Source organism: Streptomyces sp. SYP-A7185, assembly GCF_046103685.1.
In the GTDB taxonomy this organism is placed as follows: domain Bacteria; phylum Actinomycetota; class Actinomycetes; order Streptomycetales; family Streptomycetaceae; genus Streptomyces.
Map to the genome: position 1 here is coordinate 9,451,444 of NZ_CP122310.1, position 15,519 is coordinate 9,466,962.

Sequence of the window (15,519 nt, forward strand, 5' to 3'; positions counted from 1 at the left end):
TCGTCAGCCTCGGCAGGTCACGTCGTGCCTGGGCAGTCGGCCGTCGGCCAAGTAGGCATTGACCTGCGCGTCGGCGCACACGTTGCCGTACTCCCCGTACACCCCGTGCTGGTGGGCGTCGGGCACCGTCACCAGACGCGAGCGGGACCATCGCTCACGCACCTGGCGCGCACCGGCATAGGTCGTACGGGTGTCGCCCGTGGCGTTGACCAACAGGGCCGGAACATCGTTGTCGACCACGGTCGGCGCCTCCGCCGGAGCATCCCAGAACTCGCACGCCGTGATGTTGTACGACAGCGGGGCGGCGAAGGGGTGCTTCTTGCGGCCGGTCTGGATGTCGCGCCAGTAGCTCTCGGTGCCGCGCTGTGTGGCGACGTCTCCGCACAGGATGGCGGCCTGCACGCTGCCCTGTGGGGAACCGGCCTTGGTGGTCATGGCCGACAGCAGCCCGGACAGGCCTTCTCCCGGCTCGACTTGGTGTCCCTTGGCGGCGCGCGCGAGCGTTTGGGTCGCGACGGCCAGCTCGGCCCGCGGCGTGTTCAGGTCGCTGCCCAGGCCGGCGAAGTAGACCAGAGGAGCGAAGTGTTCGTCGACCCGGAAGTCACCCACGCGCAGTGGCTTGTCGGCCGCGGCCTGCTGGATGCCGCGCACCGTGGAGAGCACGGCTGCGCTGGTGCGGCCGAGGCCGTAGGTGCGGTGCCGTGCGGCCGTCCAGGCCGCCCAGGCGTGCAGTGCGCGTTCGTTGGCCTGCGTGGAGTCGGCGAGCAGGGTTTGGCTGTAGCGGGCGGGGTCGATGACGCCGTCCAGCACCATGCGGTCGGTGCGGCCCGGGAACAGCTCGGTGTAGACCTGGCCCAGGTAAGTGCCGTACGAGTAGCCGAGGTAGGAGATCCGCGGCGCGCCCAACGCGGCCCGCACGATGTCCATGTCGCGGGCGGTGTTACGGGTGCTGACGTGGGGCAGCACATCGGCGTTCGTCGCGCGGCACCGTTCGGCCAGGTCGCGCTGGAGGGCGACCGCGTGCCGGTATCCGGCGCGGTTCTTGCCGGCCGAGAACACCGTGGAACCGATGTGCCAGCCGCAGTCCAGCGGAGTGGAGCGGCCGACGAAGCGCGGGTCGAGGCCGATGAGATCGTACTTCTCGGCCACCTTTCCCATGGCGGCGCCGGCCGTGAGCGGCATGTCGAGGCCCGGCCCGCCGGGGCCGCCGTTGTTGAGCAGCAGCGGGCCGACGCGGTGGGCCGGATCGGTGGCGCGCAGCCGCGAGACGGCAATCGTGATGGTGCGGCCGCCGGGGTCGGTGTAGTCCAGGGGCACGGTGAGGTCGGCGCACCGGGCGCCCGCGGTGTCGAGCTCCTGGCCGGTGGTGTCGTCGGGGCCCTGCGCGCACGCGTGCCAGTCGATGTCCTGGGCGTGGTAACGCCCGAGCCCCGAGGGCGTTTCGGCCGCCTCCGCAGCCGTGCCGGGGGAGGTTCCCGCCGCCACGGCCAGCGCGGCGATTCCGGCAACGGCCGCTTGTCTGCCTCTGGTTATCCGCATGCACCGTACGCTAGGCGCCCCCTCGCCCGGTATCGCTGCGGCCATCCCCCGAGTCTTGGCTGGGGGTATCCCCACCCGTGGGGCCCGTCCTCCGGAGGTTCTGCCAAAGAGCCTTCCCGGCATGCACGCAGAGAGGGCGTGCATGGTCAGTCCGTGTGACACGGCAGGGCGATACGGCGGCGCAATGCCGCGCCCGGCCCGTTCAGGACACCAGACTGGGCAGGGCTCGTAGCCGCCACCGATTTCGGAGCCCCGCCATGCCTCAGTCGTCCAGCGGACCGACTCCCGCGCAAGCGTTCCTGGCCGTGTGCGGTCACACCCACCTCTTTCCGGGAGCCCGCTGCCGTGTCCAAGGGCTCCCCGATGCCCGCGGCTTCGCCGCGGACCCGTGGCCGATCGAGGTGGAACTGCGCCTTTCCGACGACGTGGTGACCGAGGCGAAGGTGGGCACCGAGGGGCCCAGGGGCCCCGTACTGGCCGTCATGAGCTACACCACCGGTGCCGGTACGCTCATCGACAATCGCACGTGGCTGATCCGGGACATCACCCAAGCGGGAGAGGACGTCGAGCTGACGATCGGTGGCCGTGACCTGGCGTGAGAACCGCGCCTGACATCCGTGGTCGCTCCCTCTTTCTTTCCCGCGCGTGCCGCCGCGCGGTCCTGCGCGCCCCGGCGCCACTGGCGCATCACGCGATGACGGGGGCGAGCGCGTCCTTCAGGAGGAACGCGGCAAGGGTGGCGAAGGTGATTCCCACGACGCAGTTCACCATCACCGTCGAGCGATGTCCCCTCATCAGCCCCTGGCCCAGTCGGCCGGCGCACAAGCCGATCGTGCTGTCCCAGACGAGCCCCACCACCAGGAGGATGAGCCCCAAGAGAAGCAACTGGAGCCAGAGCGGGCCCTGTTCGGGGCTGGTGAAACGCGGCAGGAACGCGGCGAAGAACAGCACGATCTTGGGGTTGAGCAGATTGGTGAGGACGGCCCGGCGCAGCACCTGGCGCTGGGGCGGTGCTTGGGGAGCGGTGGAAGTCTTCCTGGCCGAGCGGATCGTGGTCAGCGCCAGCCATCCGAGATAGAGGCCGCCGACCAACTCCACCAGCGTCAAGGCCACGGGTGTGGAGCGCAGCAGGACAGCGAGTCCGAGTGCGGCGGCAACCACGTGCACGACCATGCCCAGAGCCATTCCGGTGGCGGAGACCAGGCCGGCTCGTGGACCGCGCTCCAGGGCCACGGCAACGATGTACGCGGCGTCCGGCCCCGGTGCGAGAGTGATGATCGCGACAGCCGCCAGATAGGTCGGCAGAAGGGTGAGATCCAGCATGCCAGCCCCCAGCGGTTCGTTGTGTAACGCCTATGAGTGCATCAATACGTTACGCGCCCGACGCGCCGGTTGCAACGCCAAGAGGGCTTTCAACGCGTTACGCTGGAGCATGTGACAGTCACCTTCACGGAGATCCCCCTTGCGGCGCTGACAGAGCTGGTCAACGGCTGGGGCACGCTGCCGCGTCAGGAAGACGGCCGGGGCGACGCCCCTCTCCGGCCCGTCGCCGAGTTCACGGAGCGGCTCGACCTGCCCGCGCGCGTGCACGCCGCACTGACCCCCGAGGCGCTGGCCGATGCCGCTGACCGCCTGCACGTGGTCTTCTCCGCCCCGGACGGCGCGGCATGCGCCCGGCACCTGACGCGACTGCTGGACGACAGCGGTGTCCGCCCCGTCGTGGACACCGACACCGCCGGCACGCCACGCGCCGCATGGAGTGTCCAGGACATCGATCACGCACTGGTCGCGGCGGCGGCGACCACCTTGCGCCAGTACCTCGCCGACCACGGGTTCGCGCGTCTCGGCATCTGCACGGGCGGCCACTGCGCGGACGTCTACGTCGACCAGTCACCCGGCGGACGGCGCCGGTTCTGCTCGGTGACCTGCCAGAACCGGACGCGCGTAGCGGCCTTTCGCAGCCGCAGGGCAGCTGCTGGCGGCTGAGTCACGCCACTACGGCTGAGTCACGTCACGACGACGATGGGATGCGGGCGGCGATGAGCGTGATGTCGTCGCGCGGGTCACCGAGTTCGCGGGCCAGCTGGCCGCACAGCTGGGGCAGCGGCAGGTGGTGGTGCGTGGTGGCGTGCTGGCGCAGGCGGGTCATCCCGGTGTCGAGGCTCTGGGTCCGTGACTCGATCAGGCCATCGGTGTAGAGCAGCAAGGTCGCGCCGGCGGGCAGCTTGGCCTCGGCGGTGGGGCGCTCGGTGGTGGGACGGGCGCCGAGCAGGAGTGATTTCCCGCCGGTGAGGTAAGTGGCGTTGCCGTCAGCGGTCACCACGAGGGGCGGCGGATGCCCGGCGACGGACCAGGCCATGTCCCAGGATCCTGAGCTGTCGGGGCTCAGCCGGGCGAAGACGGTGGTGGCGGAGTCGGCCAGGGTCAGACGGGCCTGCGCCATGTCCAGGCGGCGAAGGATCTCGCCGGGGCTCTCTTCCGGACGGTCGACGGCCAGTGCCCGCAGCATGTTGCGCAGCTCGCTCATCCGTGAGGCGGCCTTGATGTCGTGCCCGGTGACGTCCCCGATGACCAGAGCGGTGTCGCCGCCGTCCAGAGGGAAGGCGTCGTACCAGTCGCCGCCGACTTCCGCGGTGCGCTGCGCGGACTCGTAGTGCGCGGCCAGCTCCACTCCCGGGACATCGGGCAGATCGGTGAGCAGCGCCCGCTGCAAGGTGGCGGCGATGTCGGCTTGGGCCGCGTGCAGACGGCTGTTGTCCAGACCCAGCGCGGTACGGCGGGCCACTTCCTCCGCCACGGCGTGGTCCTCCTCGTTGAAGGGCGGACTGGCCGCGGCACGGGCCAGCGTCAGCGCCCCGAAGGTGGTGGCATGCAGCCGCAGCGGCACGACCAAGACCTCGACCGCCTCCGCCACACCCAGCAGATCCGCACCGAACCCCCCAGCAGGGACAGTGACGTGCTGGATCCCGGCGCCCCGCATCACCTGCTGCAACACGTGGACGTGGGCGGGCGCGTCGGGCAGGGACATGACCGCGGACGGGAGCGCCGGCAGAATGCCGGGCTCCTGGTGGGCCCACGCGGTGCGCTGCGGTGCGCGGCCCTGGGCGAGGTGGATGACGGCGGTGTCGGCCAGCCGCGGCACCAGGAGCCGCACCAGGCGGCGCAGCGCCTCCTCCGCGTCCAGCGTGCTGACCATGGCCAGTGTCAGCTCGGCGAGCCAGGCGATCTCCGCGAGGTCGTACTCGGCCTGCTCGCGCATCGTCTCGCTGTGGGCGTAGCGGTCTGCCCGTTGCCCGTCACGCTTGCGCTGCGCGGACGCGTCATGGAAAACGACCACCGCACCATTTCCGTGCCCGGCGGCGTCGGGCAGCGGGGCCGCGCTCCATGACACCTGCAGTGCGCTGCCGTCGGCCCGGAGCAGGACCGCCCGGTCGCCGCTGCAGCGTTTACCCAGGGCCACGTCCTCCAGGACGGATCGGTGCAGGGGCAGGTCGCGTCCGTCGCCCGCCCGGGGATGCAGGGCCTCGTGCGCGTTGACGCCGATGAGGGTGTCCGGCGCGTAGCCCAGCAGGCGCTCCGCCCACGGGTTGCAGGCGATCACCACCCCGTGTGCGTCCACGGCGTACAAGCCGGCGCCCGCGGCCGCGAAGAGCTCGGACATCAGCACGGCGTCCCCCAGGGGGACGGCGGGCGCACCCGCTTCAGATGAGCTTTCCATCGAACTCTTTTTGCCCGCCGCGCGTTCGGCAAACGGCTGGCCCGCGTCACATCAGGGTGAATCAGGGGACCGAGACCTGATCGCAGGCGCGAGGTCGGGGAGCACGAGGTCGTTTCTACGGCGCCGGCCACCACATCCGTGATCGTGGACGTGGTGGCCGGACGAAGGGCTCCACAGCGGACTCCACAGCAAGGCCATGAGGCGGCGAGAGCCCGTCCGAGAAGTGCCGCGAGCTCAGCGGCCCGTGGGTCTCGCCAGGGCCTGCAGCATTCCCTCGGGCAGCCGGTCGCTGCCCCAGCTGCGTTCGATGTAGCCGGTGATCTGGGTGATGTTCTCGGCGGGCACCTGCTCCGGGGCGCCGTGTTCGAGCGGGTCGGCGTGGAAGATGTACAGCCGCGAGGCGAACTGGTCGAACGGCAGGGAGGCTTCGCCGAACCGCTCGCCGTTGCCCGCGGTGGAGACCACGACCCCGTCACCCCAGTCCTGGCCGCTGTCGTTGTTCGGGTTGAAGAAGTACACCCGCATGACGTCCTGCGGGTCGGGCGCGGTGCGCAGGATGGTGATCGCGTGCCAGCCGATGTAGCGGGCGGCGCTGTCGGTGACGGCGATGCCGGCCGGCTGCGGGTGGATCAGCGGCTGCTCGCCGTTGTAGAGGGGGTGGTAGCTGGCGTGGAACTGCCGCAGGAACTCGTCGAGGTCGACGAGGTTCCCGGTGGCGACGTCGACGTTGATGTGGAACCCGCGAGACGCCCACCAGCCGTGGAATTCGGGGTTGATCCACCGGTGGGGATCTCCGGGCCGCTCGACGCAGCGCCGCCCCATCTCGGCGTAGATGCGGTCCAGGTGGGGGACCAGGAGCAGCGAGACGGGATCCAGGTCCATCGGCAGCGTGGTGGCCACTCCGCTCTCGCTGTCCTTCGAGGAGATCGGCTGTCCCTCGAAGTGCATGAGGATCTCGTCGTCGCGGGCCGCCCAGACCACCATCTGCAGCAGATAGTCCGGGTCGTTGTAGGACCACATCGACAGGGCGCGGGCCGACTGGCAGGTGGGGTTGTCGCCCTGGCCGATGCCGAGCGGCTGGCCCAGCATCGAAAGCACCCCCGCCACCAGCCGGGCCTGCGGACCCGGCGTCTCGCCGAACACCGTGGTCAGCCGCTCGCGGGCGGCCGGCGAGAGCTCCAGCGACAGCTGACGCCACAGGGCGGGCACCACCGGCGGCTGGTAGAGGATGCCGCGGTCCAGCAGCAGCGCGAGACCGTAGATGCTCTGCGCGGTCTGCGGGTGCACGGCCACCTCGATCAGCCGGTGCACCAGCTGGCTGTAGCGCAGCAGGCAGTTGCGGCCGGTGTCGGAAAGACCCAGCGCCTCCCCGACGAGATAGTCGCTCTCCCGCAGCAGGAACCGGAGCAGTTCCGCGTGGTACGGCGACACCAGGCCGGTGTCGTGCATCGCCCGTGCGAACCCCGTCGCCTCGTACTGCAGGGCGCCGGTGTCCATCGCCTCGAGCCGGGAGCGGAAGACCTCGACGCCCGGATCGTCCCGACAGGCCTCGGTGGTCCCGAACAGGCTGGTGATGAGCCGGTCGATGCCCTGCCCCGACGACACGCCCAGCGCGATGTCCGGGTCGTTGCGGTACACCGAGATCCGGGTGATCAAGGCCTGCACCGCCTCGACCTGGATGGGACGCTGGCGCAGGATCCGCCAGATCTCGTCCACCAGGTTGTCCAGGACGCTGTCGTAGCCGATCTGTTCGGCGAGGTAGCGGAACAGGTCCCGGATGAGCTGTGCGGTGCGGCCCTGCTGGACGCGCTCCGCCTCACTGGGCGGGGTGAACAGCAGCTCCAGATTCGTCGCCAGGACCTGGGACAGGAACTGGTGGGCGTCCTCGGCGGACAGCGTCGGGTGCGGGTAGTCGCCGCAGGCCACCGCCAGCATCCGCAGCTCGCTGGTGGCCTCCAGGACCACGGTGTCCGCATGGGCGCTGTGCAGGCTGGGACCGACCAGCGCGGGCAGGAGGATCTCCGGTGACGCCCAGTCGGTCTCCAGGAAGAGCCCGGCTTCCTCCAGGGCCTTGGCCCTGGCCCGGACGGCCGCGGGGCCGCCCGGCTGGCCGAGCACCCGGCGCGCTGCCTCCAGGACCCGCCGCAGCTTGGTGTGCTTGCCGAAGTCGCGGGTTTCGGCCATGGCCTGGATGGCGTCGTCCAGCGCGGCCACGCGCTTGTCCAGCGTCGTGGCCTCACCGTTGACGTCGACGGTCGGTTTCAAAAGGTGTCCCTCATGTTGGCCTTCTGCGTCCACAAAACCGTCAGACGTAGAAGTCGAGCTCTTCCTGCCGCTTCAGCAGGTCGCGCATGCGGTAGGGGTCATCACCGAAGAAGTACACCAGACCCCAGTGGGTGCCGAAGGCGGTTCTCTTGGTGACCGTCTCCTCGAGCGGTGTGGAGAGGTCGTGCGACTCGTAGTAGTCGTCGTCCTCGGTCTCCTGCGGGATCTCCAGGTTGCTGACGACGCGGCGGCGCGGGTAGACGCCGAAGCAGCCGGCGGTTCCCGAGGCGTCGACGACCTCGCGCGGGAAGAACGCGTCGATCTCCTCCTCGGTCGTCTTCGGGTCGAAGGCCAGCACCAGGCCCTGGTAGGCGTTGAAGCCGTACGCCCGCTCCAGCAGCTCGAACACCTTGAAGCCCGGCGGCCGGTAGGCGACCTCACCGAAGTACATCTCTCCGTCACTGGTGACGAAGTACTCCGGGTGCACGAAGCCGAACTCGATGTCGAACGTCTTGATGAGCTTCTCGATCTGCGCCGTGATCTGCGGGCGGTAGCGCTCCAGCTCCGGGGTGGCCGGCACGAACACCGAGTAGCCCAGCGTGACGTACTCGGAAATGTTGAGGAACTTGATCTTCCCGTTGTGGATCCATGCCTCGACCGCGAACTCCCAGCCGTCGAGATGCGATTCCATGAGGACGGGGAACTCCTCCTCCGGAATCATGTCGATCTCGTCGGGGGTGCGGATGACGCGGTGCCCGAGGCAGCCCGCCTTGTCGAACGCCTTGAGGTGGATCGGGTCGTTCGGGTCGCCGTCCAGCTTGAGCAGCGTCTGATTGACCCGCTTGAGGAAGCGGACCACGTCGTCCCGGTCGTGGGCCTCTTCGAAGATGCCCACCCGGATCCCGCCGAGCTGCGCGCGGCGCTTCATCAGCGCCTTGTCCCGCAGCAGCATGGCCTGCCCGTACAGCCGCGGGTTGTCCAGGAGCACGGAGTTGATGGCTCCCGCCCACTCGACGGTCTCCTCGTACAGCGGGATCGCGACGTCGACCCCCTCGTTCTGCAGGGTCTCGGCGATCTCCATGGAGCGGTCGTTGAGCCGCTCGAAATTCCAAGGCACGAAAGGGATGTCGTGCTCGACGCAGTACTCTTCGGCCCATTCCGGGGCCACGACGATATATCGCCGGTCGAACCGGTCGAGGGCTTCCACCGCGTTGAGACTCCAGCCGAGCAGTGCTACGTAGCCTTTGTCGGGGTTCTTGGTGGCCGGTTCGCCTTGTGTCATAGGCCCTTTCTCCTTTGGCGTGGGTGCGCACGGACGGCGTGCCGGGCACGACCGTGCCCGGCGATCTTCCGGGCAGGGCCCTCCTGCCCAGGCGCACGCACCTCACTCCCGCGGCGACACACCTCTGTTCCCGCGATGGTGAGGCGAGGTGCTGCGCGGCTCCCGCGGGGGAGCGGGCGTCGGTAGGGCGGGCACCGGGCGCATCCCTACGGCTGGTCCACGGCGCCGGGGCCGTGCGCGGACCGTCAGGAGCGAGGGTGATGCGTCTCGCGCCAGGCCCGGGGTGAGCTTCCGTAGGCTTGTTTGAAGGCCTTGCTGAAATGGGTGGCGTCCGCGAAGCCCCACCTGCGTCCGATCGCTGCGATGGTCCGCAGCCGCCCGTTCGGGCCGGCCAACTCCCGCCGGCATTCGGCCAGGCGGCGGGTACGGATCCAGTCCCCGAGGCGGATGCCCGACCGGGACAGCACCGCGTAGAGATGCCGTACGGAGATGTCGTGCGCGGCGGCGATCCGTGCCGCCGACAGGTCCGGGTCAGCCAGGTGCTCGCGGATGTATCGAGTGATCCGCAGGCTGAGCGTCGCCTCCAACGGTGCTCTGGCCAGGCGGGCGTTGCCGTGCTGGGACGTCAGGACGGCGCGGAGGAGTTCGACGCTGGGTTCCACCACGGCATCGGCGTGCACTCCGTGGTGCAGTTCGTCGCTGACGGCCAGTTGCGAGAAGTAGGTGAAGGCCAGGCGCGCGACGGGGTTGTCGGCTCCCAGCGGGACCGCGGTGACGTCGCGCAACAGCCGGTCGGGGAGTGCGAGTGCCGAGCGGGGGAAGCGGATGAAGCGGTAGTCGACCGCCCCGTCGAAGAGATGGGTGTAGGGGGCGATCGATTCGTAGACGGCGAATTCCCCGGGCCGCAGCAGGCACTCGCGGTCGTTTTGGACCACCAGGCTGCTGCCCGTCATCTGGACCCCGAGCGTGACGGCCGGCTCCTCGTCCTTCCGTGCGAGCCGCTCCGTGCGACGGAGAGTGACCGCGGTCGCCCTCGCCGAACAGACCCTGATCGGCCCCACCGTGCCGAGGCCGATGCGAACGGAGATGTCCTCGGCCGCAGGGCGATGGTCGATGTCGACCGCCACCATGGATTTCCACACTGCGTTCCGGATCACTTCCACCCGGTCTCGCGGCGGTATGAACGCGGTGTCCAGGACCGGGCTCATGAGGCAGACCCCCGTCTGCGTCGGTCATCACGTCGGCCTGACCGTGCCTCGGCTCGTTCCCCCACAAGTCCCCCCAGAAGCAAGCGGTTACCGCCATCAGTCTGGCCGGATCCCGTCTCGCCGCGCAACGGCGTCGAGGGGTCCGGTGTGCCAGGTCCCGTGCCGGCCGCGGGATCGGCACGAGGCTGTGCACGGTGGACCAAGTTCCCTGCACGGGCGACCAGTTGCGGGGATCGCGATGGCCCTACGGTCCATGGCGAGGCTGTCCCTGAGACGACGTCACCGACCAGAGACGTCACCGACCGGAAGGGTCACATCGTGCAGCATGTATCCACGACGTTCCGCATGCGAAGCGGAGTACTGGGAGTCCTGGCTCTCCTCTTCGCCGCCGGCCTGACGGCCAGCCCGCTGATGACCGCGCCGGCCCACGCCGCCTACGGCCCGTGCACCACGACGGTCAAGCGCACCGACGGGCTGGGCAGTGGCGGGATCCCCGGCAACCACTACAAGATCCCCGCGCGCACCGGCAACGGTCTGAGCTGTTACATGGCATATCAGACGGGCAGTTCAAACGCCGTGACCGCGCTGCAGCGAGCCATCGTCTCCTGCTACAGCGGCACCTACGCCGCCAATCGGATCACCGCCACCGGAGGAGCGGACGGAAGCTACGGCACCGGTACGGTGGATGCCGTTCGGTGGCTCCAGGCCAACCGCCTCGGTGTGAGCGCCGACGGCGAATACGGGCCGGCGACCCGTGAACAGATGCGGTGGCCGCTGTATACCGAAAACGGCACCTATATCGCCTGCTTCAACCCTCCTTTCTAGCCGCCACCCTGTGTGTCGACGCCGGCCTCTGTCCGTGAGGTCGGCGTCGATGTCTGCCGCGGCCGCGCCGGATCTGCTCGGAAGGGATGCGGGGGCGACGCGGCTAGTCCCGCGTGCCTCATGTTTCGGTGAAGTTACGCCACCTCGGAAGGGGCGGCATGCGTCCCGGACCAGGGCTTTGGCGGCGGCGGACAAGGGTTGTGCCACCGGCCGTCCGCGCACGCCGATGTCGCATGCCGGAAGTCTTGTTCCATTGCCGGAGATCGTCCTAGGGTCAGGCCACTCCGCACGACCGACCCGGCGTACGGCTGACCGGCTTTCGTCGTCGTGCGGCGCGGCACTGTCACCCGCCCGCGGGAACAGGCGTGCCCGGAGCGACAACTGCGCAGGTACGCGACGTGCGAAGGCGGGCGAGTGAGTTGGCGAGCGAGCGGCAAGACGAGCGGTCGGCGGAGCAAGAACCCCATGCAGGCCAGGAGTACGGCCCCGGCGTGGACACGGCGGGGGAGCAGCCCGGCAGACGCACATTCCTCCTGGGTACGGGCCTGGCCGGGGCCGCTGGGCTCATCGGCGCGCCGGCGGCGGGGAGCGCCGCCGCGGCCACCCGCGCCGAGGGCCCAGGGCGGCCGGACGCCGTAAGCGGGGCCGGCGCACCCAAGGCGATACAAGCCGAGCAGTTCGAGGGCGCCAAGAAGCTGCTCGTGCCGGAGCTGTTGATGCTGCCCCAGGGGCCCAAGCGCGGGCAGGCCGTCCTCGTCGAAGGCAGGACGTTTCGGGCGGTGGGGCCGGCCCGTGAACTCATCGCGGCCCACCCCGGCCTGCGGCCGGTCCGGCTGGACGGGCACCTGATCATGCCGGGGTTCGTCGACGCCCACCATCATCTGACGCAGAGTTTCGGCAAGGCCCAGTCGTTCGGGCAGCCGTCGGAGATCTTCAAGACGATCTGGGAGCCGCTGGAGCACGCCCTCGACGAGAAGAGCGCCTACCTGTCGGCGAAGCTGGCCGCCCTGGAGGCGCTGCGCGGCGGCTTCACGACGGTCGCCGACGCCGGGACGCGGGCGCCGGTCGATGTGGCCGTGGTGGCCAAGGGCACGCGGGAAGCCGGTATCCGCTGCGTCCTGTCCAAGGTGGTCTCCGACGGGACGGGCGGTCCCCAGCACCTCGGCCGGTGGCAGGACGATCCGCTGGTCCATCCCTCGCTGGCCATCCCCGTGGCCGAGGACGCGACCGCGAAGACCATCCGCCGGACGGCGGACCTGTGCCGCGAGGCGGGCGCGGTCTTCCAGATCCACGTCAACGAACATCTGGCCTCCGTGGAACGCTCGTTGAAGAGCGTGGGCCGCCGGCCGGTCGAATATCTGCGGCATCTGGGGGCGCTCGGCCCGCAGACGCTGGGCTCGCACGCCACCTTGCTCACCCCCGACGAGATGCGGATGCTGGCCGACTCCGGCGCGGCCGTCAGCTACAACCCGGTGGCCAGTGCCTGGAAGGGCAACGGCGTCGCGCACGCCACCATGCTGGCCGCGATGGGCGTGCGCTTCGGAACGGGCACGGACGGCACGCGCGGCGACGGATTTCGGCTCGTCGACGCCGCGGAGACCGCCCAGCGCCTGGCCTATGGCATCGCGTCGGGGGATTCTTCGTGCGGCGCGGGGCGCATGTGGCTGGAGCACGCCACCTCGCTCAGCGCGGACGCCCTGGGGCTGGGCAAGGTGACCGGGGAGATCGCGGTGGGCAAGGCCGCCGACTTCCTCGTCGTCAACATCGACGTCCCCGAACTCACGCCGTCCTGGGACCTGGAGTGGGAACTGGTCCGCCTGGCCAACCGGGACCAGATCACCGCCGTCGTGGTGGACGGCAAGCTGCGCCTGTGGCAGGGCTGGCCGCCGGACTGGGACGGGCCCGCGCTGGTGGCACAGGCCGCGAAGGTCGGCCCCGAAGTGGTGCGCCGCGCCGGGCTGCAGCGCGTGGAGCCGCACTAGCCGACAACCGAGAAGCCTCCCGGGGCCCGCGCCCCGGAAGGTGGCGGCTGGACTCAGCGCCCGGGCGGAAGCCACCGGGCGACGGCGAGCGCCACCAGCGCGATCGCGGCGGCCAGGGACAGCGTGGAGGTGTGCAGGCCCGCGGTGAACGCGTCCACGACCGCTTCGTGCGCGGCGGGGGCAGAGGTGCGCGAGGTGGCCTCGGCGACCGTCGTCGGCCGGCCGTCGCCGGGCAGCCGCGCGGGGAGGCGGGCCATGAAGGCGGCCGTGGTGATGGTGCCGGTGACGGCGATGCCCACGGCACTGCCCAACTCCCTCGCCAGGCTCTGCAACGCGGAGCCCGTCCCCGCCTTGGCCGCGGGCAGCGCACTCATCAAGGCGTGGGAGAGCAGAGGACTCGCGGTGCCGCAGCCGAGCGCGGTGAGTGCGGCGCCCAGCGCGTACAGCGAGTAGGGGGTGGACGCATCGGCGGCCGACACCACGCACAACCCCGAGGCCAGCACCAGCATGCCGAGCAGGACGGTGCCCCGCCGGCCGCATCTCCGCTCGACGAGCAGCCCCAGGCGGGGTCCTGCCAGCAGGGCCGCGGCCATCGGCAACAGCCGAACACCCGCCTCCAGCGGCCCGTACCCCTTGGCGTACTGAAGGTATTGGCCGTTGAGGTAGAACAGGCCGAACATGCCGGCGAACAGCGTCGCCATCCCGGCCACTCCCGCCCGTACGGCGGGGCGTGCGAAGAGCCGCGGGTCCAGGAGCGGTTCGCGGGCGCGCAGTTCGTGCCGGGCCCAGGCGGCAAGGAACCCAACTGCCGCCGTGCAGGCGGCCAGCACCTCAGGGGCGCCCCAGCCGGATTGCGGGCCGGAGACGATCGCGTAGAGCAGCGCCAGGAACCCGGCGGTGAGCAGGGCGCCGGCCAGCGGCGCGGCGGGGCCCGGGCGGCGGGCGGCCACGGGAGCCACGGCGGCCACCAGGAGCAGGGCGCACAAGGCCAGGGGGATCAGGCAGACGAACAGCGTGCGCCAGCTGCCGTACTCGATGGCGGCGCCGCCGCCCACGTTGCCCAGGACGGCGGCGAGCCCCGTCATCGAGGCCCACACGGCCACGGCCTTGCGCCGGGCCGGCTCGGGCAGCCCTTCGACCAGCAGGGCCAGGGTGGTGGGCAGCACGGCGGCCGCACCGACCCCGCTGATCATGCGTCCGGCGATCAGTACGGTGATGTGCGGGGCGGCGGCGCAGACCATCGCGCCCAGGGTGAAGACCGCCAGGCCGCACAGCAGGATCCCTTTCCGGCCCCGGCGGTCGGCGAGCGCGCCCGCCGGCACCAGCAGGCAGGCGAACATGACCACATAGCCGTCCACGACCCACACCACGCCCTCGGCAGAGGGGCGCAGAGGGTCGGCGGACAGGTCGGGGATGGCGAGGTTGACGGCGGAGACCATCCCGATCACCAGGGTGACGCACAGACACATGGCCACGGTGGTCAGCGCACGCGGACGCGGCGGACGCGGCGGGCGCGGACCGGTGGCATGGGCGGGCTCGGCATGGGCGGGATCGGCGTGAGTGGGATCGGCGTGATCCAACGAGACCTCCGGGAACTCCGGGAACTCCGGGCAAGAGGACTGGCGCAGTCCGGGGAAGAAGGTGGGTGCAATCCGGGGAAGAGGACTGGCGCAGCACGTCACCAGGCATGCCGGACGCGGCGTCGGCACCCCTCACGAAGGGGGGCACGCCCAGGAGAGCGGTGGCGGCGGGGGCGCTGCTTCGGGAAGCGGTCGGCTACGTGTGGCGGTCGGCGGGCTCGGCGCCGTCGGTGTACGTGCGCGCCCGGTCGAGGGTGGCGTGCAGCGTCAAGCGGTCCCCGCGCAGGTGGAGAAATTCCAGGTCGGCGGGGCGTCCGTCGGCGAGACGGGTAAGGCGTTCGACGGCGAGAATGGCGCCGCCCTCGGGCATGTCCAGGACCGTGCAGGTCGCCGGATCGGCGACCGTGGCGTGGACGGACACCTCGGCCGAGCCGAGCGGCAGGCCGGTCGCGGTCTCGATGAGATCGAAGACGTCGTGGTTCTCCAGCGTGCGCGGCGTCTTTTCGGCGTGCGCGAGGAGGGGCTCACCCACCTCAGGGATGAGGTAGGTGCAGTCCAAGGACAGCGGGATGCCGTCCACCCGGCGCAGGCGCTCCAAGTAGACGGCCGGGCTCCCGTCGGGCAGATCCAGCCGCCGGGCGATGGTGTGCGGCGGCCGCAGCACGCGGGCCTCGCGCACTTCGTTGACGACGGAGCCGTGCCGCTGGAGCACCTCGGCGAGCCCCGACAGTTCACCCAGCGGGTGTTCGTAGGCGCGGCCGATCACGACCGTGCCCACGCCTTGGCGGCGTGCGACGAGTCCCTCGTCACGCAGCAGGCCGAGAGCCTCTCGCACGGTGTTCCGGGTGGTGTCGAACTCGCTGATCAGGGCTCGCTCGTCGGGCAGTACTCCACCGGGGAAGGCGCCGCGCATGACCTGCCTGCGCAGCACGCTGGCCACGGTCCGCGCCCGGTCGGCCCGCGTCAGCGACGGACCGGACCCCTCGCCCTTCGGCCTCGGATCGCGCATGGCTCCCTCACGGTGGCTGTGTCGTCGTCCGGCGCGACCAGAACGCCGCACCGGACACCGACGCTAGGCGAGCAATGTTGCCGCGAAGTTACGCCACCCGGTGTGACCTGC

At 70.6% G+C, this 15,519-nt stretch carries 12 protein-coding genes; 4 read left to right on the top strand and 8 right to left on the bottom strand.

Annotated features, from left to right (window positions below; all coding sequences use genetic code 11):
• Positions 1-3 precede the first annotated feature (3 nt).
• Positions 4-1,539 carry an alpha/beta fold hydrolase gene (locus tag QBL25_RS41790; RefSeq protein WP_409062206.1) on the bottom strand — a complete coding sequence of 512 codons (1,536 nt, stop codon included), beginning with the start codon at positions 1,537-1,539 and terminating at the stop codon, positions 4-6.
• 257 nt (positions 1,540-1,796) lie between these two features.
• Here QBL25_RS41790 and QBL25_RS41795 point away from each other — a divergent pair, with 257 nt between their 5' ends.
• Positions 1,797-2,138, top strand: a complete 342-nt coding sequence (locus tag QBL25_RS41795) for a hypothetical protein (protein ID WP_409062207.1) — start codon at positions 1,797-1,799, stop codon at positions 2,136-2,138.
• Positions 2,139-2,226: 88 nt separating this feature from the next.
• On the opposite strand, the gene QBL25_RS41800 is transcribed toward QBL25_RS41795, so the two are convergent.
• Positions 2,227-2,862 (bottom strand): LysE family translocator, encoded by a 636-nt coding sequence (locus QBL25_RS41800; RefSeq protein WP_409062208.1) that lies wholly within the window; start codon positions 2,860-2,862, stop codon positions 2,227-2,229.
• A 111-nt stretch (positions 2,863-2,973) separates the two neighbouring features.
• Here QBL25_RS41800 and QBL25_RS41805 point away from each other — a divergent pair, with 111 nt between their 5' ends.
• Positions 2,974-3,525, top strand: a complete 552-nt coding sequence (locus QBL25_RS41805; RefSeq protein ID WP_409062209.1) for a CGNR zinc finger domain-containing protein — start codon at positions 2,974-2,976, stop codon at positions 3,523-3,525.
• A 25-nt stretch (positions 3,526-3,550) separates the two neighbouring features.
• Here QBL25_RS41805 and QBL25_RS41810 read toward each other — a convergent pair whose 3' ends face one another.
• The 4 genes from QBL25_RS41810 to QBL25_RS41825 all read right to left on the bottom strand — a co-directional run bounded on the left by QBL25_RS41810 (position 3,551) and on the right by QBL25_RS41825 (position 10,012).
• The gene (locus QBL25_RS41810; RefSeq protein ID WP_409062210.1) at positions 3,551-5,257 is read right to left on the bottom strand and encodes a SpoIIE family protein phosphatase; all 1,707 of its coding nucleotides are present in this window, start codon (positions 5,255-5,257) and stop codon (positions 3,551-3,553) included.
• 234 nt (positions 5,258-5,491) lie between these two features.
• A complete protein-coding gene (locus QBL25_RS41815) occupies positions 5,492-7,522 on the bottom strand; it encodes a hypothetical protein (RefSeq protein ID WP_409062211.1) in 2,031 nt (676 codons plus the stop codon).
• Between the two features lie 40 nt (positions 7,523-7,562).
• Positions 7,563-8,804, bottom strand: a complete 1,242-nt coding sequence (locus tag QBL25_RS41820) for an acetyl-CoA carboxylase biotin carboxylase subunit family protein (RefSeq protein WP_409062212.1) — start codon at positions 8,802-8,804, stop codon at positions 7,563-7,565.
• Positions 8,805-9,049: 245 nt separating this feature from the next.
• Positions 9,050-10,012, bottom strand: coding sequence for a helix-turn-helix domain-containing protein (locus tag QBL25_RS41825; protein WP_409062213.1), 963 nt, complete (start codon positions 10,010-10,012; stop codon positions 9,050-9,052).
• Positions 10,013-10,330: 318 nt separating this feature from the next.
• On the opposite strand from QBL25_RS41825, the gene QBL25_RS41830 reads away from it, so the two are divergent.
• Both QBL25_RS41830 and QBL25_RS41835 read left to right on the top strand, forming a co-directional pair.
• A complete protein-coding gene (locus QBL25_RS41830; RefSeq protein ID WP_409062214.1) occupies positions 10,331-10,837 on the top strand; it encodes a peptidoglycan-binding domain-containing protein in 507 nt (168 codons plus the stop codon).
• Positions 10,838-11,499: 662 nt separating this feature from the next.
• Positions 11,500-12,819: an amidohydrolase family protein gene (locus QBL25_RS41835; RefSeq protein ID WP_409062960.1), complete on the top strand. Its 1,320-nt coding sequence runs from the start codon at positions 11,500-11,502 to the stop codon at positions 12,817-12,819.
• 53 nt (positions 12,820-12,872) lie between these two features.
• Here QBL25_RS41835 and QBL25_RS41840 read toward each other — a convergent pair whose 3' ends face one another.
• Both QBL25_RS41840 and QBL25_RS41845 read right to left on the bottom strand, forming a co-directional pair.
• The gene (locus QBL25_RS41840) at positions 12,873-14,288 is read right to left on the bottom strand and encodes an MFS transporter (protein ID WP_409062961.1); all 1,416 of its coding nucleotides are present in this window, start codon (positions 14,286-14,288) and stop codon (positions 12,873-12,875) included.
• A 307-nt stretch (positions 14,289-14,595) separates the two neighbouring features.
• Positions 14,596-15,408 (bottom strand): GntR family transcriptional regulator, encoded by an 813-nt coding sequence (locus QBL25_RS41845; RefSeq protein ID WP_409062215.1) that lies wholly within the window; start codon positions 15,406-15,408, stop codon positions 14,596-14,598.
• Positions 15,409-15,519 lie beyond the last annotated feature (111 nt).